General features: G+C 71.5%; 18 protein-coding genes. 9 read left to right on the forward strand and 9 right to left on the reverse strand.

The annotated features are described in order from the left end of the window. Positions 1–30 precede the first annotated feature (30 nt). On the forward strand, positions 31–1,134 hold the full coding sequence (locus tag FJQ56_RS05460; protein ID WP_140008141.1) for a winged helix-turn-helix transcriptional regulator: 1,104 nt from the start codon (positions 31–33) through the stop codon (positions 1,132–1,134). Positions 1,135–1,155: 21 nt separating this feature from the next. Here FJQ56_RS05460 and FJQ56_RS05465 read toward each other — a convergent pair whose 3' ends face one another. The 3 genes from FJQ56_RS05465 to FJQ56_RS05475 form a co-directional block, all read right to left on the reverse strand. Then, entirely contained in the window at positions 1,156–1,893 is a 738-nt protein-coding gene (locus FJQ56_RS05465; protein ID WP_140008142.1) for a hypothetical protein, read from the reverse strand. Further along, a complete protein-coding gene (locus FJQ56_RS05470; RefSeq protein WP_211350756.1) occupies positions 1,890–3,377 on the reverse strand; it encodes a glycosyltransferase family 2 protein in 1,488 nt (495 codons plus the stop codon). Before FJQ56_RS05470 ends, FJQ56_RS05465 begins: the two co-directional genes overlap by 4 nt. Before the next feature lie 98 nt (positions 3,378–3,475). Next, on the reverse strand, positions 3,476–4,786 hold the full coding sequence (locus FJQ56_RS05475; RefSeq protein WP_140008143.1) for an MSCRAMM family protein: 1,311 nt from the start codon (positions 4,784–4,786) through the stop codon (positions 3,476–3,478). 184 nt (positions 4,787–4,970) lie between these two features. Here FJQ56_RS05475 and FJQ56_RS22870 point away from each other — a divergent pair, with 184 nt between their 5' ends. Continuing rightward, positions 4,971–5,507 carry a hypothetical protein gene (locus FJQ56_RS22870; protein WP_140008144.1) on the forward strand — a complete coding sequence of 179 codons (537 nt, stop codon included), beginning with the start codon at positions 4,971–4,973 and terminating at the stop codon, positions 5,505–5,507. Between the two features lie 60 nt (positions 5,508–5,567). On the opposite strand, the gene FJQ56_RS05485 is transcribed toward FJQ56_RS22870, so the two are convergent. After that, positions 5,568–6,746: a saccharopine dehydrogenase family protein gene (locus tag FJQ56_RS05485; RefSeq protein ID WP_140008145.1), complete on the reverse strand. Its 1,179-nt coding sequence runs from the start codon at positions 6,744–6,746 to the stop codon at positions 5,568–5,570. 138 nt (positions 6,747–6,884) lie between these two features. Here FJQ56_RS05485 and FJQ56_RS05490 point away from each other — a divergent pair, with 138 nt between their 5' ends. From FJQ56_RS05490 to FJQ56_RS05505, 4 genes are read left to right on the forward strand one after another with little or no spacing between them, the layout of a single operon-like run. Then, positions 6,885–7,436, forward strand: a complete 552-nt coding sequence (locus FJQ56_RS05490) for a SigE family RNA polymerase sigma factor (protein ID WP_140008146.1) — start codon at positions 6,885–6,887, stop codon at positions 7,434–7,436. After that, positions 7,433–9,511: a beta-propeller domain-containing protein gene (locus FJQ56_RS05495; protein ID WP_140008147.1), complete on the forward strand. Its 2,079-nt coding sequence runs from the start codon at positions 7,433–7,435 to the stop codon at positions 9,509–9,511. Before FJQ56_RS05490 ends, FJQ56_RS05495 begins: the two co-directional genes overlap by 4 nt. A gap of 50 nt (positions 9,512–9,561) precedes the next feature. Then, positions 9,562–9,831, forward strand: coding sequence for a DUF2277 domain-containing protein (locus tag FJQ56_RS05500; protein ID WP_140008148.1), 270 nt, complete (start codon positions 9,562–9,564; stop codon positions 9,829–9,831). Then, positions 9,828–10,715, forward strand: coding sequence for an NAD-dependent protein deacetylase (locus FJQ56_RS05505; protein WP_140008149.1), 888 nt, complete (start codon positions 9,828–9,830; stop codon positions 10,713–10,715). The genes FJQ56_RS05500 and FJQ56_RS05505 overlap by 4 nt, the downstream gene beginning before the upstream one ends. A gap of 60 nt (positions 10,716–10,775) precedes the next feature. Here the strand turns inward: FJQ56_RS05505 and FJQ56_RS05510 are convergent, their stop codons facing one another. Next, positions 10,776–11,462 (reverse strand): iron-dependent transcriptional repressor DtxR, encoded by a 687-nt coding sequence (locus FJQ56_RS05510; RefSeq protein WP_140008150.1) that lies wholly within the window; start codon positions 11,460–11,462, stop codon positions 10,776–10,778. Positions 11,463–11,529: 67 nt separating this feature from the next. Here FJQ56_RS05510 and FJQ56_RS05515 point away from each other — a divergent pair, with 67 nt between their 5' ends. From FJQ56_RS05515 to FJQ56_RS05525, 3 genes are all read left to right on the forward strand, one after another. Then, positions 11,530–12,858: a cryptochrome/photolyase family protein gene (locus tag FJQ56_RS05515; RefSeq protein WP_140008151.1), complete on the forward strand. Its 1,329-nt coding sequence runs from the start codon at positions 11,530–11,532 to the stop codon at positions 12,856–12,858. 118 nt (positions 12,859–12,976) lie between these two features. Next, positions 12,977–13,720, forward strand: a complete 744-nt coding sequence (locus tag FJQ56_RS05520; RefSeq protein WP_246083997.1) for a hypothetical protein — start codon at positions 12,977–12,979, stop codon at positions 13,718–13,720. Beyond that, complete coding sequence (locus FJQ56_RS05525; RefSeq protein ID WP_140008153.1) at positions 13,717–15,339, forward strand: glycoside hydrolase family 13 protein; 1,623 nt, start codon at positions 13,717–13,719, stop codon at positions 15,337–15,339. The genes FJQ56_RS05520 and FJQ56_RS05525 overlap by 4 nt, the downstream gene beginning before the upstream one ends. A gap of 61 nt (positions 15,340–15,400) precedes the next feature. On the opposite strand, the gene FJQ56_RS05530 is transcribed toward FJQ56_RS05525, so the two are convergent. The 4 genes from FJQ56_RS05530 to FJQ56_RS05545 all read right to left on the reverse strand — a co-directional run bounded on the left by FJQ56_RS05530 (position 15,401) and on the right by FJQ56_RS05545 (position 18,298). Next, positions 15,401–15,835, reverse strand: coding sequence for a hypothetical protein (locus tag FJQ56_RS05530; protein WP_140008154.1), 435 nt, complete (start codon positions 15,833–15,835; stop codon positions 15,401–15,403). Between the two features lie 145 nt (positions 15,836–15,980). Continuing rightward, on the reverse strand, positions 15,981–16,184 hold the full coding sequence (locus tag FJQ56_RS05535; protein WP_140008155.1) for a hypothetical protein: 204 nt from the start codon (positions 16,182–16,184) through the stop codon (positions 15,981–15,983). A gap of 84 nt (positions 16,185–16,268) precedes the next feature. Then, positions 16,269–16,709: a MarR family winged helix-turn-helix transcriptional regulator gene (locus tag FJQ56_RS05540; RefSeq protein ID WP_140008156.1), complete on the reverse strand. Its 441-nt coding sequence runs from the start codon at positions 16,707–16,709 to the stop codon at positions 16,269–16,271. Then, a complete protein-coding gene (locus tag FJQ56_RS05545; protein WP_342776424.1) occupies positions 16,706–18,298 on the reverse strand; it encodes an MDR family MFS transporter in 1,593 nt (530 codons plus the stop codon). The genes FJQ56_RS05540 and FJQ56_RS05545 overlap by 4 nt, the downstream gene beginning before the upstream one ends. Between the last annotated feature and the right edge of the window lie 545 nt (positions 18,299–18,843).

Here is an 18,843-nt window from a genome sequence, read left to right on the forward strand (position 1 = left end):
GTCCTCCTCCCCCCTCGATAGGACCTCGTTGTGCCCCAACTCCGCCTTGCGGTGATCGCCGAGGACGACGCCGACGTGCGCGACCTCATCCACCTGGTGCTGTCACAGTCGGGCTTCACCGTCGTGCTCGCCAAGGACGGACCCGAGGCCATCGCGGCCGTCCAAGAGCACCAGCCCCTGCTGACGACCCTCGACGTCAACATGCCCGGGATGGACGGGTTCGCCGTCGCCAAGACGTTGCGCCAGTTCAGCCGCACCTACCTGATCATGATCACCTCGCTCACCAGCGAGGTCGACATCATCCGTGGGTTCGAGGCCGGAGCCGACGACTACCTGGTCAAGCCGTTCCGCCCGCGCGAGCTGCGGGCCCGCGCCGACTCCATGCTGCGCCGCGCGGCGTACGCCGAGCCCGAGGCCGGCTCCGCCCCGTCGGTGCCGCGCCCCGAGCCCGGGCTGGTGCCCGATCCCGAGCCCGAGGTGTCGTCGTGGGCGGCGTCGGCCGCCCAGGAGCTCCGCGACGCCTCCGGCACCCCCACCCCCTACGTCGGGCGCCGGGTGCGGCCCGTGGACGCCGAGCCGCCGCCACCGGCCCAGCAGCCCGTCCAGCCGGCCCAGCAGCCGATCCAGCCCGTCCAGCAGGTGCCGCAGACCTATCAGCCGGCCGAGCCCGCCCAGCCGCAGTACCAGCAGCCGATCCAGCAGCAGCCGGTCCAGCAGCCGGTCCAGCAGCAGCCGGTCCAGCCGGCCGTCGTGCCGGTGAGCTCCGCCGCGTCGCACGACGCGATCGCCCACGAGCCGATCGCGCCGGGCCACGTGCTGCGCTTCGCCGACCTGGTGGTCGACACGACCAACGGGGTCGCCGCGATCGGGGGCCGCGCCCTGCCGCTGACCCAGCCCGAGGCCGAGATCCTGCTCTCCCTGCTGCGCACCGGACGCCGGGTACGCAGCAAGGCCGACCTGGTGCTGGCCGTGCGTGGTCAGCAGTACGTCACGTCGTACTTCGTCAACGAGGCGGACAAGAAGGCCATCGACGGGCACGTCGCCAGCCTGCGCCGCAAGCTCAACGACGACGGGCCCACCCCGCGCTACATCGAGACCGTCAAGGGTGTCGGGTTCCGGATGGCCGACGGCTGAGTCGACCACCCGGCCCCGGGGTCAGTTGGCGTTGATCGGGATCTTGCTGGCGACGGTGTCCTTGTCGGAGGGGAAGATCGCGATCGGCACGACCTGCTTGATCGTGCGCTTGAGGTAGGTCGACGACCCGACCTTGGCCTGCACGTAGACCACCGCCCGGAAGGTCAGCTCGACGCCGGCGGTGTCCTTCGACATCGGCCCGATGGCCTGGTTGCGCAGCTCGAAGGCCCCCTTCGGGGACGTGACCAGCATGCCGTACCTGGTGGTGACGGGCTGAGGATCGAACGTCGAGTCCGCCGCGGTCACGTCGAGCTCGTAGGGCTGCTCGGTCGCGCCACCGTCGGTCGTGATCGTCTCGGAGGTGACCTCGACCCGGTCGAGGTAGACCCGGCGCTTGGTGCTGAACGGGGCGCGCAGCTTCTTGGCCAGGTCGTAGGCCTGGAAGGTGAAGGTGAAGTACTTCTTCCCGCCGGGGTACCACTCGTTGGTGCGGGGCGTGGCCTTCGTGGGATAGATCGTGAAGACGAAGTCGACCTTGGTGGCCCCGTTGGTCGACAGGTGGGACTGGAAGGTCCCGTCACGGGTGAACTGGGAGTCGACCAGGTCGGTCGAGGCCGTGGCCGACGTGGGCGCCTGGGGCGCGGGCTCCTTGTCGTCACCGCCGCTCAGCACGCTGCAGCCGCTGGCCGCCAGCGCGAGCACCAGGGAGGCCAGCAGCACGCGGAGGGGGCCGGGAGCCTTGCTCGAGAGGCCCCTCATGCCCGGTAGCCGCGGTGACGCTTGGAGATCTTGACGAACATCCAGACGGTCTGCAGGGCCGTGATGAGACCGAGCACCGGCCAGCACGCGGCGAGGACGTCGGAGCGCGTGGCGATCGGCAGCTGGTACCAGACCACGCCGCTGATCACGAGGAACACGACGAGCGCGATGAACGGGTAGAGGAACGCGGTGCCCTTGCCGCGCTCGGCCTTGGCCTGCGCGGCCCAGTTGTCGGTCTGCTGGCGGCTGAAGAACTTCAGCCAGGCGCGCACGAAGTGGCCCATTCGGATCCACATGTAGAACTCGGCGGGGAACATGAGGATCCCGAAGAGGTAGTCGCGTCGGTTGACGAAGGCCATCGACTTGGCGACCTTGACGTTGAGCAGGACGGCCGCGATCGGCGGGATCGCCCAGTACCACTGGAAGACCAGCGCGTCGATGGTGATCGACCCGGCCAGCAGCATCAGGAACCCGAGCCGGGTGATGATGTTGACGACCATCGAGAGGTGCTCGAACCAGCGCAGGCGCAGGTTGGGGTGCAGCGGCTGGCCCTTGGTGTCGCCGCGCTGCCCGGGCCACATCAGGTCGATGGCGCCGAAGTTCCACTTGACCTGCTGGCCGTCGAGGGCGCGCAGCGTCTCCATGCCGCCGACGTGGGCGCGCGCCTTGGCGCTGATCTTGGTGAGGTAGCCGGCGCTCTTGATCTGCAGCGACAGCAGGGAGTCCTCGACCTCGCTGTCGCTGACCCACGGGGTGCGCTGGTGGCTCTCGCGCATCACGTCGCGCAGCGCCGCGGTCGAGAAGATCGAGAACTGGCCACCGAGCACCGCCATGTTGCGGCCCTTGAGCAGGTTCTGCATGTTGAACGCCGAGAACTGCGCGCGCTGACCGGCGATGAGCAGCTTGGGCATCAGCCCCTCGATGGCGCTGTCGTCGATCGAGTAGATCGCCGAGATGCCGCCGATGCGGTCGTCGGAGGAGATCTCGTCGACCAGCGCCTCGAGCGCGTCGGGCTCGGGGGTGGTGTCACCGTCGACGCCGAGCAGGAAGTCCATGTGCTCGACCAGCGAGTAGCCGTAGTTGAGCGCGCCGACCTTCTTGTCGGGGTTCTTGCCGATGTCGTGGACGTAGATCAGCGTGGACTGCTCGCCGGTCGCCGTCATCCGCGTCTGCGGGCCGGCGTAGTGGCTGGCGATCTCGACGGAGTCGTCGCTGGAGTTGTTGATGATCACGTGGATGACGTCGGGCAGCCGGCTCTGCATCAGCAGGGAGTCCAGCACGCCGGCGATCGTCTCGGCCTCGTTGTAGGCCGGGATGATGCATCCGACCGTGGCGCGCTGCTCCGGGATCGAGGCGACCTCGCCCAGGAACTGGTCGGCGTAGGCCTCCAGCTCCGGGTCGGGGAGGCGCACGAACGGCGAGGAGGTGACGGGCACCGTGGGGTCGAGGCCCGTCGCTGCGGTGGGGGGATGGTCGATGCTCACGGGAGGAGTCTCCTCGTCGGGGTTCCGGTTCGGCGCAGTTTCACCGCATGGGGGAGGAACAGTTTCTCAACGAATCCTCAAGAGTCGAGGACCGTGGATCAAGGTGTGGGTGTCGCGGTGGGTGTCGGCGTCGGCGCAGGCGTCCGGCACTGCTCGCCGTCCTGCGCCGAGTCGGGCTGGTGCTTGAGCAGGAGGTTGCCCGCGTAGGTGCGCTTCCCGGTCTGCAGGGAGACGGCGACCTTGGTGACGGCGTACTTGCAGTAGCTGGTGCTGTTGCCGCCGCTGCCGGGGCCGAGGTAGTCGCTGTAGGGGCCGGGACCGGCCACGACCCGCAGGCCGTACTGGGTCGTGAGCTGCCCGTCGAGCGTGTAGGCCCCGCTGGCCGACGACGTGGTGGTGTCGAGGACCTTGCCGTTCTTGTCGAACAGCCGCACGACCGCCTTGCTCAGGCCGACCGTCGGGTGGTTGGCGTCGACGATGCGTCCGGTGATCCAGCCGCCGCGCTTGGTGAGCCGGGCGCTGCCGAAGACCAGGCGCTGCGAGCGCACCTCGGTGCGGACGCTGACGGTGGCCGGCAGGTAGTTGCCGATGCCGGGGACCTGGACGCGGTAGCGGCCGGGGAACAGACCCTTGAAGGTCACCGATCCCTGGCGGACGCGGGCGGTCCAGAACTGACCGGTGCGCACGCTGACCGCGGTGACCGAGGCGGTGGTGCGGGCCGGCTCCTTGCCGGCGTAGACGTCGAGCAGGAGGTTGCCGGCCCGGGTGACCAGGCGCAGGTCGACCTGGCGGAACTTGCTGCCCTTGACCGAGCCGAGGTAGGTGCTGCGCGCGACCCAGGTCTGCTTGCGGTCGTAGGTGAAGACGGAGTACTTGCCCGCCGGCAGCCCGCCGAGCGCGTAGTTGCCCTTGCCGTCGGCGGTGGTGGTGAAGCTCTGCTCACTGGTGTTGGCGGCCACGACCTTGGCCCCGGCCGCGGCCTTGCCGCCGGCGAGGACCTTGCCGCCGATGGACGCACCGCGGCGCATCCGGACGTTGCGGACCGTCGTGCTGCCGGTGTAGACGGTCACGCTGACGGTGGCCGGGGCGTTCTTCGTGACGTCGTAGGCCGGCCGCTGGTCGACGAACTGCAGGAAGTACTTCCCGGGCTTGAGGGTCAGCGAGTAGCCGCCGGCGTCGGCCTTGCGGGTGCCGAGGTAGCGCCACCCGGCGTCGAACCAGAGCACGTTGGTGCGCGGGGTGCTGCTGCCGGACTGGACGATCGCGCCGCGCACCTTGCCGGTGGCGGTGGCCGCGGAGGCCGGGGTCGCGGCCAGGCTCAGGCCGACGAAGAGGGCCAGCAGGAGGCCGACCAGCAGGCGCACGGCGTACGACGAGGTCGTCCCAGCGGAGGGAGCACGGTGGTTCATGACGCCATCATGAACCGCGAACCTCAAGACCCGTGCGTCGAAGGCACCACGACCCCTCAAGTTCCGCCGTTAGAGCGCCGGACCCGGGTCGCGGGACCCTCCCTTCCCACGGGCGGCGGGGCCGCACATACTTCGAGCACCGCGGGCCCCCGCGCCACCGCCCTCCTCGACCCCGGAGCACCGCATGACTGCCCCCCGCCCCCTCCGTCTCCTGACCCTCCTCGCCGCCCTGGTCGTCCTCGTCGCCGCCCCGACGGCCGTCCCCGCGGCCCAGGCCGCCGGCGCCTCCTCGGCCGGCGCCCGCGACGCCGACCTGACGACGTACCGCAGCGGCATCTCGGTGCGCCGGGAGACCAACGTCAGCACCAAGCTGGCCAAGCTGCCCGCGGACTACCGGCGCGCCGTGCGGGCATGGCTGGAGAGGGCCTACCAGGAGGCCGGGGCCGACGAGGCGTGCGCCAACAGCCCGCGCCTGACGGCCTACGCCTACCACCGCGACGGCTTCGTCACCAGCAGCCAGGGCATCTCCCCCGCCACCGGGGAGCCCGACTCCTGCGCCCAGGGTGGCTACGCCTCCATCTGGTCCAAGCGGGGCGGCCCGTGGCGCGAGGTGATCAAGGGCCAGGAGCCGCCCTCGTGCCGCGCGCTGGTCTGGCACCGGGTGCCGCGGTCCATGGTCGACCGGTGCTTCGACGACCAGGGTCAGCCGGTCACCTACTAGGTCGTCCCTCTCACGCGCGGCAGCGCCCGCCCCGGACACGTCGGGGCGGGCGCTGCGGCCTCAGCCGACGACCTCGAACGTGATGCCACGCGCGCTGAGCCGGGTGATCAGGTTGTCGCCCATCGCCTGCGCGGTGGTGACGCTGCCGACGGTCGGCGGGTTGTCGTCGAAGGCCAGGCACAGCGCCGACTCGGCGAGCATCTTCGCCGTCTCTCCGTAGCCCGGGTCTCCCCCGCTCACCTTGGTGCGCAGCGAGCGGCCCTCGGACTCGGCCACGAACTCGACGGTGAACCACGACTTCGCGCGCTTGGCCTCGTCGGGCCCGTGGCCCTGCGGGACCCGCTTGAGCAGGAGGTTGCGCGCGGGCGGCACCTGCGCCGCGACCCCGATCACCGAGACCGCCGCGAGCCCACCGAGCGCGTAGCGCAGCGTCTTGGTGCCGGCGTAGTGGGAGTAGCGGAAGTCGGGGCCGTACGCCGCCAGCGCGGCGCCGCTGCGCGCGACCACCTGCGGGTCGATCGTCGGCATCGGCAGCAGCCAGTAGCCGAGGTCCTTGTCGCGGTGGGGCTTGCCCGCGACGGCGCGGGACTTCCGCCCGTCGGCGGGACGGCCCTCGGCCCGGCGGCGCGTCTTGGCGGCGGCCGACATCTGCTTGGCGCGCGAGAACGCGCCCATCGCGGAGTGGAAGGTGCCGCCGGACGCGCTCCCGGACGCGCGGACGACGCCGCGCAGCGTCACCGGCCCGGTGGCCTGCAGCTCCTTGACGGTGAAGTAGGCGCCGAGGTCGTGCGGGATCGAGTCGAAGCCGCACGCGTGCACGATCCGCGCCCCGCTGGCGACCGCGGTCTCGTGCTGGGCGACGTAGGTCGTGTCGACGAACTCCGGCTCACCGGTCAGGTCGACGTAGTCGGTGCCCGTCTCGGCGCACGCGGCGACCAGCGGACCGCCGAGCTGCTGGTAGGGCCCGACGGTCGTGACGGCGACCTTGGCCCGGCGTACGACGTCGGCGAGCGCGCCCTGGTCGCCCGCGTCGACGACGACGAGCTCGAGCTCGCCCAGGTCGGGGTGCGCGGCCGCCAGCCGGTCGCGGACCGCCTCGAGCTTGGTCCGGTTGCGCCCCGCCAGCGCCCAGCGCAGGCCGCTCGGACCGTGCTCGGCCAGGTAGTCGGCCGTGAGGCCGCCGGTGAACCCGGTGGCACCGAACAGGACGAGGTCGAGGTCGCGCGTGGTCTCCGCCATGGCGCCATCGTGGCACTTCGCCCACATCGGACCCGACGGGGTGGAACCTTCGAGACCTCACACCACGTCGTACGCCAGAACGCCGCACCACCCAGCCCTCCCCCAGCTCCCCCTGCTCGCCCTCCCGAGAAGAGACCCATGGACCACGACGCGGACTACGCGGCCTACGTGCGCGAGTCGTGGAGCACCCTCGTGCGCTCCGCGGTCTTCCTCGGCTGCCCGCTGCACGAGGCCGAGGACCTGGCCCAGACCACGCTGGTGCGCTGCTACACCGCGTGGCCGACCGTGGCCGCCGCCGACAACCGCGCGGCCTACGTCTACCGGATGCTGCTCAACTGCCTGCGCGACAGCAAGCGCCGGCGCTGGTGGGGCGAGCGGCCGGCCGAGCGGCTGCCCGAGTCGCGGACCACCGTCGTGCGCGACGACACCGCCGACGTCGACACCGCCGACGCCGTGCACCGGGCCCTGGCCGGGCTCACCAAGATCAACCGCGACGTCGTCGTGCTGCGCTACTTCACCGGCCTGAGCGAGCAGCAGACCGCCGAGGTGCTCGGCGTCCCGGCCGGCACCGTCAAGAGCCGGCTCTCCCGGTCGCTGGCGCAGCTCGCCCGGGACGCCCACCTGGCCGACCTGCGGCCCGAGTTCCAGCCCACGCTCCAGCCCGAACCCACCGAGGGAGCCACGTCATGACCGACCTGGAGAAGCACTGGGACGACCTGGCCGTCGGGCCCGCCCCCGTCGACGCGATCCTGCGCCGCGCCCGCCGTACGTCGCTCGGCCCGGCCGCGACCGGTCGGCGCCGGCCCGAGGACCGGCTGCGTCGCTCGCTGACCACCGTCGCCGTGCTCGGCGGCGTCGCCGCCGCCTTCGTGGCCGGCACGATCGTGCCCGACGCGGGCGGGCCCGACGGCCCGGTCGCGGGCGGTCTCGGCGGCAACGCGACCCCGGTCGCGTTCCACGGCGAGCTGCAGGCGAAGTCCTGCGACGGCCTGCTCGCCTCCTACGTGGACCGGAGCGTCGACCTGGTGACGAAGGACGGATGGGGCGACCCGTTCCTCGTGAACCGCGCGGCGAGCAACTGGGTGCAGGAAGACGGCCTTCGCCGGCTGGATGACTTCAGCACCGCCAGGGACAGCGTCATCCCCCGGAGCACCTCCCTCGACCAGGCCGCCGGAGCGACGTCCAACTTCGGCAAGACCTCGAACGCCAAGTCCTCCGACACCGGCACCAACGTCCAGGAGACCGGCGTCGACGAGCCCGACAGCGTCAAGACCGACGGCACGGTGCTGATCCGCCTCCGCGGCGCCGTGCTCACGACGTACGACGTCTCCGGCGACACCCTCGACCAGCTCGGCCGGCTCGACCTGGGCGACTTCCACGACGGCGAGATCCTCCTGGCCGGCTCGACGGTGGTCGCGGTCGGCAACGACGGCAGCCGCTACTCCCCCGACAGCGTCCAGGGGGCCGCCCTCGGCACCGGGGCCGGCAGCCCGTCGCCGCAGACCCGGGTGCTGAGCGTCAGCATCGACGACCCCGCCGCTCCCCGGCTCGAGCAGACCGTCGACTACGACGCCGCGCTCGTGGCCGCCCGCCAGCACGGCACCGACGTCCGCGTCGTGCTGTCCAAGGGCCTGCCCGACCTCGCCTTCGAGGACGGGGCGACCGCCGAGGAGAACCGCAAGCTCGTCGAGAGGACGACGCTCGACGACTGGCTCCCCCACGTCTCCGTCGACGGTGGTGAGTCCACCGACCTGCTCGACTGCGACCGGGTGGCCGTGCCGCGCGCCGACCTCGCCCCCGCCACGATGGCGGTCGTCGGCTTCGGCGCCACCACGCCCGGCACGACCGACGCCCTCGGGCTCGCCGGCGACGCGCCCCTGACCTACGAGTCGGACGACCACCTCTACCTCGCGGCCAGCGCGCCGGGCAGCAGCTTCGACGGCTGCTTCGACTGCCTGCGCCGCACGACGGCGTCCGGCTCGGCCACCGGCGCCTCCGACGGGACCTCCCACGTCTACGACTTCACCGTCGACGGCACCGGGGCGACCTACGTCGGCGCCGGTGAGGTCGAGGGCTCGATCCGCGACCGCTGGTCGATGGACGAGTACGACGGCGTGCTGCGGGTCGCGGTCGGTCCGTCGACCGAGACCGCCGACGCCAGCTCGATCGTCACCCTGCGCGCGCAGGGTGAGGAGCTGGTCGAGATCGGCCGGATCGACGACCTCGGCGCCAACGAGGACATCAAGGCCGTGCGCTGGTTCGACGGTCTGGCCCTGGTGGTCACCTTCCGGCAGATCGACCCCCTCTACGCGGTCGACCTCACCGACCCCACCAAGCCGGTCCTCGAGGGCGAGCTGAAGATCCCCGGGTTCTCCAGCTACCTCCACCCGCTCAGCTCCGTGCGGGTGCTGGGCATCGGCTCCGACGGCCGCAACCGGGCCCAGGCCGGGTTCTTCGACGTCTCCGACCTGACCGACGTACGCCGCCTCGACAAGCTGACCTACGCCCCGGGCACCCAGGCCAGGGCCGGTGACGACCCGCGCCAGTTCACCTGGGTCCGCGAGGCGCGCAGCGCACTGACCGTGATCGCCCGGGGCAACAAGGGCTTCGTGTCCGAGCTGCACATCGAGAACGGCCGGATGACCAACACGATGACCGAGGTCGAGTACGGCCGCGACGTCGACGCCGTACGGCTGGTGCAGGTCGGCGACGGCAAGGTGGTCCTGGTGACCGGTGAGGACGTGCGGTTCTTCCCGCTGGCCTAGGTCATGTCGACCAGGCCGGCGGGGCGATGACGCGACGTAGATTGGGCGGCATGTGCCGCAACATCCGCCCGCTCAACAACTTCGCGCCGCCGGCCTCCGACGACGAGGTCCACGCCGCCGCCCTGCAGTACGTCCGCAAGGTCGCCGGCACCACCAAGCCGTCGGCCGCCAACCAGGCGACCTTCGACCGGGCGGTCCACGAGATCGCCCACCTCACCCGCCACCTGGTCGACGACCTGGTCACCACCGCCCCACCCAAGGACCGCGCGGTCGAGGCCGAGAAGGCCCGCGCCAAGGCGCGCCTGCGGTACGGCGCGTGACGGCTGCGGCCCAGCCCGACCTCGAGGCCACCTACGAGGCCGCCCTCGAGCTGCTCGCCGGTCGGCCCCTGGTCCTGCTGACCGGTGCCGGGATGTCGACCGACTCCGGCATCCCCGACTACCGCGGCCCGGGCTCGAGCAACCGCACCCCGATGACCTACCAGGAGCTCGTCTCCGGGCCGGCCGCACAGCAGCGCTACTGGGCGCGCTCCCACGTCGGCTGGGGCCGGATGGGCGGTGCCGAGCCCAACGCCGGCCACCACGCCTGCGCCCGGCTCGACCCCGACCTGCTCATCACCCAGAACGTCGACGGCCTGCACGAGGCCGCCGGGTCGCGCCGCCTGGTCGCCCTGCACGGCCGCATCGCCGACGTCGTCTGCCTCGGCTGCCGCCAGACCACCTCGCGGCTCGCGCTCCAGGCCCGGCTCGAGGCCGCCAACCCCGGCTTCGCCCAGCGGTACGCCGATGTCGCGTCACGCCCCGACGGCGACGTCGACCTCGACGACCCCGCGACGTACGCCGACTTCGTGGTGCCGGCGTGCGAGACCTGCGGCGGGGTGCTCAAGCCCGACGTCGTGTTCTTCGGCGAGAACGTCCCCAAGCCCCGCGTCGAGCGCTGCTACGCCGCCGTCGACGCCGTGGGCACGGCCGGCGGCGCGCTGCTCGTCGTCGGCTCCTCGCTGACCGTGATGAGCGGGTTCCGCTTCGTCCGGCACGCCGCCAAGGCCGACACCCCCGTCGTGATCGTCAACCGCGGCGCCACCCGGGGCGACGACCTGGCGACGTACAAGGTCGAGGCGGGGTGCTCGGAGTTCCTGGCGGAATTGGCGCCGGCACCCGTTGGGAAATTCACCGCTGAAGCGGAGAAACTCCCGCCGCTATGACGAAGTTTCGTACCAGGAGAAGGAGTTTCACCGCCGTAGCGGTGAATCTCCCAACGCGTGTCAGAGCCGCTTCACAAAGATGTGCTCAGCCGCCTCGGGCACGATCTCGGCGGTCTCGCCGCCGGAGCCGATCAGCACGCCCTCGTCGGTGGTGATGGCGGTGATGGTCTTGTCGGGCATCGCGCCGACGCGGCGCAGGGCGCTCATCAGCGCCTCGTCCTTCTGCATCTCCTCGGAGATCCGGCGGACCAGGACGACGGCCTCGCTGCCGGTCGCGGCCTTCGAGAGGGGCTCGACGCCGGCCATGAACTCCTCGCCCAGCTCGCTCTCGCCGAGCTCGTCGAGGCCGGGGATGGGGTTGCCGTAGGGCGACTCGGTGGGGTGGTCGAGCAGCTCGACGAGGCGGCGCTCGACGGTCTCGGAGATGACGTGCTCCCAGCGGCAGGCCTCCTCGTGGACGAGCTCCCAGTCGAGGCCGATGACGTCGGTGAGGAGCCGCTCGGCGAGTCGGTGCTTGCGCATCACGCGGGTGGCCAGGCGGCGACCGTCGTCGGTGAGCTCGAGGTGGCGGTCGCCCTCGACGGTCAGCAGGCCGTCGCGCTCCATGCGGGCCACGGTCTGCGAGACCGTCGGGCCGCTCTGGTGCAGGCGCTCGGCGATCCGGGCCCGCAGAGGCACGATGCCTTCCTCGACGAGCTCGTAGACGGTCCGCAGATACATCTCGGTGGTGTCGATGAGGTCGCTCACGTGCCTAGTCTGACGCATCTCCGACGGGGTGGGTACGCAGGCGGTCCCCGCTGGCACAGTCGGGCAGATGACGTCCGTGATGTGGTTCCGCCGCGACCTGCGCAGCGCCGACAACCCGGCGCTCCTCGCGGCCCTCGCCGACGGGCCGACCCTGCCGCTGTTCGTCCTCGACCCGGCCCTGTGGGACCCCGCCGGGCCGTCGCGCCGCGCCTACCTCGTCGCGAGCCTGCGCGCGCTGCGGCGCGACGTCCCGGTCTCGGTCCTCCAGGGCGATCCCGTACGCCGCGTGGTCGAGGCCGCGCAGGAGGTCGGCGCCACCAGCGTCCACATCGCCGCCGACTTCGGCCCGCACGGCCGCGAGCGCGACGCCGCCGTCGAGCAGGCGCTGCGCGACGCCGGCGTCGAGCTGGTCCGCACGAGCTCGCCGTACGCCGTCGCTCCCGACCGGGTCAAGAACGGCAGCGCCCAGCCCTACAAGGTCTTCACGCCGTTCTCGAAGGCCTGGGGCGAGCACGGGTGGCGCGCGCCGGCGGGCGCGCTGCCGTCCGACGCGCGCTGGCGCCACCTCAAGGAGACCGTCGACCTGCCCGACGTCGAGCTGCCCGAGGGCCTCGAGCTGCCCGAGGCCGGCGAGGCCGCGGCGATCGACGCCTGGCACGACTTTGCCGACCGGCTCGCCGACTACGACGAGGCCCGCAACCTGCCCGGCGTACCGGGCACCTCGCGGATGAGCCACCACCTGAAGTGGGGCGAGATCCACCCGCGCACGATCCTCGCGGACCTCGGCGGCCCCCGGGGCAAGGGCCCGGCGACCTATCGCACCGAGATCGCCTGGCGCGACTTCTACGCCGACGTCCTCTTCCAGCGCCCCGACTCCGCCCGCGACTACTACCGGCCCGAGTTCGCCTCCATGCAGTACGACGACCCGGGCGCCGACCTCGACGCCTGGAAGGAGGGGCGCACCGGCTTCCCGATCGTCGACGCCGGGATGCGTCAGCTCCTGGCCACCGGGTGGGTGCACAACCGGCTGCGGATGATCGTGGCCAGCTTCCTGGTCAAGGACCTCCACGTCGAGTGGCAGCACGGCGCGAGGCACTTCATGCACTGGCTCGTCGACGGCGACCTCGCCTCCAACCAGCACGGCTGGCAGTGGACCGCCGGCAGCGGCACCGACGCCTCGCCCTACTTCCGCGTCTTCAACCCCACCAGCCAGGGGCGCAAGTTCGACCCGGCCGCCGACTACATCAAGCGGTGGGTCCCCGAGCTCGCCGACGTCGCCGACCCCCACGAGCCCAGCGCCGACGACCGCGACCGCGTCGGCTACCCCGCCCCCATCGTCGACCACCAGGCCGAGCGCCGGGAGGCCCTCGACCGCTATGAGGCCATCAAGTCCTGACGGTGGGTCTCGAGACGGTTGCTAGCGCAACCTCCTCGACCAGGGTGGGTCACGGTGGTCGAGGAAGGCGCGCTAGCGCCTGTCTCGAGACCACCCGCCGGCCGCTAGCGTGACGACCGTGGCCGACACGCTCGCTCCCCTGACCATCCCGCCCCGCTTCCGCGGGCCGACCTCGTCGGGCAACGGCGGGTGGACCGCCGGGGCGCTGGCGTCCTACCTGGCCCCCGGTCCGGTGCGGGTGATGCTGCGGGTCCCGCCGCCGCTCGACGTACCGCTGACGGTCGAGACCGTGACCGACGAGCGCGGCCACGACGGCGCCCGCGCGCTGCGCGACGACGTCCTGGTGGCCGAGGCTGCCCCCGCGGAGGCCGACGTGCCCCGGGTGGAGGCGGTCGGCGCGGACACCGCGCGGGCCGCCGGGGCGTCGTACGCCGGGCACCGCTTCCACCCCTTCCCGTCCTGCTTCGCGTGCGGCACCGACCGCGGGGAGGGTGACGGGCTGCGGATCTTCCCCGGCCGCGTCGCCGACGACGCCGAGGACCGGGTCCGGGTGGCCGCGACCTGGACCCCCGACCCGAGCCTCGGCGGCGACGCGGCCTCGTTGGCCGTCACCTGGGCCGCCCTCGACTGCATCGGCGGCTGGGCCGGCGACCTCGAGGAGCGGCTGATGGTGCTCGGCTCGATGACCGCCCAGGTCCGCGACCTGCCGCGCGTCGGCGAGGAGCACGTCGTGGTGGGCGGGGCCCGCGGGTCGAGCGGACGCCGTACGTTCACCGCTGCCAGCCTGTACGCCGCCGACGGGCGCCTGCTCGGCTCGGCCGAGCACGTCTGGTTCGCCGTGTCGCCGGAGGACTTCTCGTGAGCGCCCGCGAGTGGTGGCGCGACGCCGTCGTCTACCAGGTCTACGTGCGCAGCTTCGCCTCGTCCGGCGAGCGCGGCGGCGGGCCTGGCGTCGGCGACCTGCCCGGCATCACCAGCCGCCTGCCCTACCTGCGCGACCTCGGGGTCGACGCGGTGTGGATCACGCCGTTCTACACCTCGCCGCAGCACGACCACGGCTACGACGTCGCCGACTACCGCGACGTCGACCGGCTGTTCGGCACCCTCGACGACGCGGACCGCCTCCTCGCCACCGCCCACGAGCTGGGGCTCAGGCTGATCGTCGACCTGGTGCCCAACCACACCTCGAGCGACCACGTGTGGTTCCAGGCCGCCCTGGCCGCGGCGCCGGGCAGCCCCGAGCGCGCCCGCTACCTGTTCCGTGACGGCAAGGACGGCGCCGAGGGGCCGGGCAGCGAGCCGCCCAACAACTGGCAGTCGGTGTTCGGCGGACCCGCCTGGACCCGCGTGATCGACGACGGCCGGCCGGGCCAGTGGTACCTCCACCTCTTCGACTCCTCCCAGCCCGACCTCGACTGGCGCAACCCCGAGATCGGCGACATGTTCGAGTCGGTGCTGCGGTTCTGGCTCGACCGTGGGGTCGACGGGTTCCGGGTCGACGTCGCCCACGGGCTGCTCAAGGTCGAGTCGCTGCCCGACCAACAGCAGGTGCTGCCGCCGCCCGGGCCGGACTCCCCGCCGGCCAGCATGGTCGAGCGCACCCAGGACGACGAGCCGATGTGGGACCAGCCCGAGGTCCACGACGTCTACCGACGCTGGCACCGCGTGCTCGCCGAGTACTCCACCGACGGGGCAGCCGGGGCCGACCGGATGGCGGTGGCCGAGGCCTGGACCCGCACCCCGGAGTCCATGGCGCGCTACGTGCGGCCCGACGAGCTGCAGCAGGCGTTCAACTTCGGCTGGCTGCTCGCCCCCTGGTCGGCGACGTCGTTCGGCGACGTCGTGACCGGCACGTTCGCCGCGCTCGACCCGGTCGGCGCCACCCCGACCTGGGTGCTCAGCAACCACGACGTCGTGCGCCACGTCACCCGGTACGGCGGTGGCGCGCAAGGCCTGGCCCGGGCGCGGGCCGCGACCCTGACCATGCTGGGCCTGCCGGGCTCGTCGTACCTGTTCCAGGGCGAGGAGCTCGGCCTCGAGGAGGTCGACGTCGCGCCACAGGACCGGCAGGACCCGTCCTGGTTCCGCACCGGCGAGGTCGGCCGCGACGGCTGTCGGGTGCCCGTGCCGTGGTCGGGCGACGCGCCGCCGTACGGCTTCGGTCCGGGCGACACCCAGCCCTGGATCCCGCAGCCCACCGACTGGGCGCCGCTCACCGTCGCGGCGCAGACGGGGGTCGACGGCTCGACGCTCGAGCTCTACCGCGCGGCGCTGACCGCCCGCCGCGGGCTGCCGCCGGCCACGTCGGTGGAGGTGCACGTCGACGGCGACGTGCTGCTGATCGAGCGGGGCGAGGTCACCATCGCCCTCAACTGCGGGACCGCTGACACCACCCTGCCCGCCGGTGACGTGCTGCTGGCCAGCGGACCCTGCGGCGACACGCTGCCACCGGACACGGCGGTGTGGGTCAGACGGCGTTGAGCGCCGGGACAGAGGCTGTCTGAACGTCCGACAGCCATCCCGGCACCGCCAGTCCTGTCCCCTACTCGGCGTCGACCGCCTCCCAGTCGCTCTCGAACTCGTCGTTGGTCATCAGATGACCGTCGCGGCCGTACCTGTACTTGCCGACCATCCGACCTCGCCAGCACTCCTTGGGACCCAGCGGATATCGGTTGGCTTCGTCGTTCTCCTGGTCGAGCTCCTCTTGGGCGTACTCGTCTCCTACGACCGAGACGATGATCTCCGCGACGGACAGTCCGTCGACCTTCCCGCTGACCCTGCGAACGTAGACGTTGGCCGGGTTGAACCCGTGCACGTCGGAGACCACGAGGTCTCCGACGGCAATCGAGTGGTTCTCGTAGCCGATCTGGCCGACATACTCCGCGGGGTAGCGGATCAGACTCGGATACGTCCACGGTCGCGGGTCGTCAGTCGACGTCGCGAGCGTCAACCGCTCGGCAATCCACGCCGCAAGCACCGGGAGGGGAATCCCGCCGGCTGCCGCGGCTTCGACGGCATCAGAGGTCTCTCACGAGATCCGTGCGCATCGCCTCGACGGCCGCATCGAAGAAGTCAACGAGCGTGAGGTAGTTGGTCTCACCGCTCACGATGGCGTGCCTTGCTCAACGCGCCAGTCGATCGAGGGCATGCCGGTTGCGCTCTGCCGCCCGACGAAGGAGCTCACGGACGGCGTCGCGGCTGTCATCCCCCTCACGGCGGCCCGCCGTGGTCTGGGCGATGAGGGTCTGCTCGTCCTGGACCACCGACTTGTCGCCGTGGGGCGACCGCTGGGTCACGTCGGCGGGCGGGACCGCGGGAGAACTCATGAGGTCATGGTCTCACTCGATCGGCAGCCACCACAGCAGTTGCGCTGCGCCTGTGCACAACCCGGGTCGAGACCGCGACCGACGTCAGACGGCGTTGAGCGCCGCGTTGTAACGACCCAGCTCGGACACGAACGACGTCAGCTCGTCATCGGACCACTCCGAGAGCTTCTCGCCGAGCTGCTTCTGTCGGTGCTCGACGACGTCGGCCAGCCGGGTGTGGCCCTCGTCGGTGACCGACAGCAGCGTGGCGCGGGCGTCGGCGGGGTCCTTGGCGTGGGTCAGCAGGCCGAGCTCGACGAGGTGCTTGACCTGACGGCTCACCGCACCCTTGTCGACGTCGAACAGCTCGGAGATCGCCGAGGCGCGCACGGGCTCGCCCTGGGCGATCGTGGTGAGGATGAGGTAGGACGCGGGCTGCAGGTCGGGGTGGACCAGGCGGGCGCGGTCGCCGATCACCCGGCGTACGCGTCGGATGAGCACGCCCACCTCGGTCTCGAGGTCACGCAACGTGTCGGTCCGACTCATCGCAGCTTCGCCGCCGGGACGGGCACGGTCGCCCCGGTCTCGACGGGCTCGCCCACGAGCTCGTCACGGTCGTCGACGGTGGTCCGCAGGGGGACCTCCTTGATGAAGAGCACAGACACGAGGGCAAGGATCGCAAACGGCACGGAGATCAGGAAGATGTGTCCGATGGCTGTGCCGAACGCGTGCTCGTAGAGGTCGCGGACCGGGGCCGGCAGCGCCTTGAGGTCGGGGATCGAGCTGCTCTGGTGGCTGGTCTCGGTGATGCCCATCGCGGACAGGCCGGAGCGCACCTTGTCGGCCACCTGGGTGGACAGCACGGCGCCCAGCGCCGAGACGCCGATCGACCCGCCGAGCGAGCGGAAGAACGCCACGACCGAGCTGGCGGCACCCATGTCCTCGAGCTTGGTGTTGTTCTGGACCGCCAGGACGAGGTTCTGCATCGTGGCGCCCAGGCCGATGCCGACCAGGGCCATGAAGAGGGCGACGACGACGAGCGGGGTGTCGGCGTCGATCGTGCCGAGGAGCGCGAGGCCGACCACGACGAACACGAGGCCGCCGACGAGCCAGCGCTTCCACACGCCGGTGGCGCTGATGATCCGACCGCTGACGATGCTCGAGACCAGGAGTCCGCCGACCATGGCGATCGACATCAGGCCGGCCTCGGTCGGGCTCATCCCCCGGGCGAGCTGGAAGTACTGGCTGAGGTAGACGGTGGCGCCGAACATCGCGATGCCGACCATGACCGAGGCGGTGGTGGCCAGGGCGGTGGTGCGGTCGCGGAAGAGGCGCAGCGGGATGACGGGCTCGATGGCGACCTTCGCCTCGACGTACAGCGCGGCGGCGATGGTGAGCACGCCGGCGGTGACCAGGATCGCGGTCGTGGTGGAGGCCCAGGCGAACGAGGAGCCGGCGAGGGAGACCCAGATGAGCAGCAGGCTGACGCCACCGATGATGAGCGTCGCGCCGAGGAAGTCGATGTGCACCTCGCGCTTGACGACCGGCAGGTGCAGCTTGCGCTGCAGGACGAAGAACGCGGCCAGGGCGAACGGCATCCCGACGAAGAAGCAGCCGCGCCAGCCGAGCGGGCTGTCGACGACGAGTCCGCCGATGAGCGGGCCGGAGACGGTCGCGAGGCCGAAGACAGCGCCGATGTAGCCGGAGTAGCGGCCGCGCTCGCGCGGGGAGACCATCGAGGCGATGACGACCTGGACCAGCGCGGTGAGGCCGCCGACGCCGAGGCCCTGGACGACACGACCGCCGATGAGGACGCCCATGCTCGGGGCGAACGCGGCGATCAGCGACCCGATCGTGTAGATCACCAGCGCGCTCTGCACCAGGAGCTTCTTGCTGAACAGGTCGGACAGCTTGCCCCAGATCGGCGTGGTCGCCGTCATGGCCAGCAGCGTCGCGACGACCACCCACGTGTAGCCCGACTGCGACCCGTTGAGGTCGGTCACGATCCGCGGCAACGCGTTAGTGACCACGGTGCTCGAGAGCATCGCGACGAACATCGCGAGCAGCAGCCCGCTCAGGGCCTCGAGGATCTCGCGGTGCGTCATCTGTACGGCGGGCTGGTGGGACTCGGTCACGGTGTCTGGCTCCATGGGGGATAGAAGGTTGCCGAGGTCAACCGTATTCCCCGATGGTTGACACTGGCAACCATCGTGACCTGTCTCACGGAGCCGGGGTCCGTCGACCGCACCCGAAAAAGGGACAACCCGCAGGCGTGGTCTCCGTGGAGACCGCCCCCGGGGACATGGTCCGGGTTCGCCTGCGGGTCGGGTGACTGCGGTGGATTGACCAGCAGCCTCGTCGGGTAGTCGGGCCCGACGTGTTGCTGGGCTGCTAGTGCGCAGCCACCTCACTTGTCCTATGGGAATGCATTGTGTAGGACCACCTCCTTTCCGTGTACGGCGAGCCTAGGTCGGCGCGTGGGCCGCGACAAGGGAATTGAACCGACCCCGAGAGCGGGGGGACCCGGCCGGTCCGCGTGGCCCTCGGCCGACGGACCGCCGGATCCAGGGTCGTGTGCCTGACGACGACCTGTCCGACGTTCTCAGGCACACGACCCCCGACCGTGGAACCAAGGGCTGAGTCACACCCGCGCCGCACAAACCGTTCTCATTGTTGACGC

Origin of the sequence: Nocardioides plantarum, from assembly GCF_006346395.1 — a bacterium.
GTDB classification, from domain to species: Bacteria; Actinomycetota; Actinomycetes; order Propionibacteriales; family Nocardioidaceae; genus Nocardioides; species Nocardioides plantarum.

What these genes read in the sequence shown, in the direction of transcription:
- FJQ56_RS05465 (WP_140008142.1), bottom strand. Translation starts at nt 1,893, where the DNA reads ATGAGGGGCCTCTCGAGCAAGGCTCCCGGCCCCCTCCGCGTGCTGCTG.
- FJQ56_RS05475 (WP_140008143.1), bottom strand. Translation starts at nt 4,786, where the DNA reads ATGAACCACCGTGCTCCCTCCGCTGGGACGACCTCGTCGTACGCCGTG.
- FJQ56_RS22870 (WP_140008144.1), top strand. Translation starts at nt 4,971, where the DNA reads ATGACTGCCCCCCGCCCCCTCCGTCTCCTGACCCTCCTCGCCGCCCTG.
- FJQ56_RS05485 (WP_140008145.1), bottom strand. Translation starts at nt 6,746, where the DNA reads ATGGCGGAGACCACGCGCGACCTCGACCTCGTCCTGTTCGGTGCCACC.
- FJQ56_RS05490 (WP_140008146.1), top strand. Translation starts at nt 6,885, where the DNA reads ATGGACCACGACGCGGACTACGCGGCCTACGTGCGCGAGTCGTGGAGC.
- FJQ56_RS05495 (WP_140008147.1), top strand. Translation starts at nt 7,433, where the DNA reads ATGACCGACCTGGAGAAGCACTGGGACGACCTGGCCGTCGGGCCCGCC.
- FJQ56_RS05500 (WP_140008148.1), top strand. Translation starts at nt 9,562, where the DNA reads ATGTGCCGCAACATCCGCCCGCTCAACAACTTCGCGCCGCCGGCCTCC.
- FJQ56_RS05515 (WP_140008151.1), top strand. Translation starts at nt 11,530, where the DNA reads ATGACGTCCGTGATGTGGTTCCGCCGCGACCTGCGCAGCGCCGACAAC.
- FJQ56_RS05535 (WP_140008155.1), bottom strand. Translation starts at nt 16,184, where the DNA reads ATGAGTTCTCCCGCGGTCCCGCCCGCCGACGTGACCCAGCGGTCGCCC.
- FJQ56_RS05540 (WP_140008156.1), bottom strand. Translation starts at nt 16,709, where the DNA reads ATGAGTCGGACCGACACGTTGCGTGACCTCGAGACCGAGGTGGGCGTG.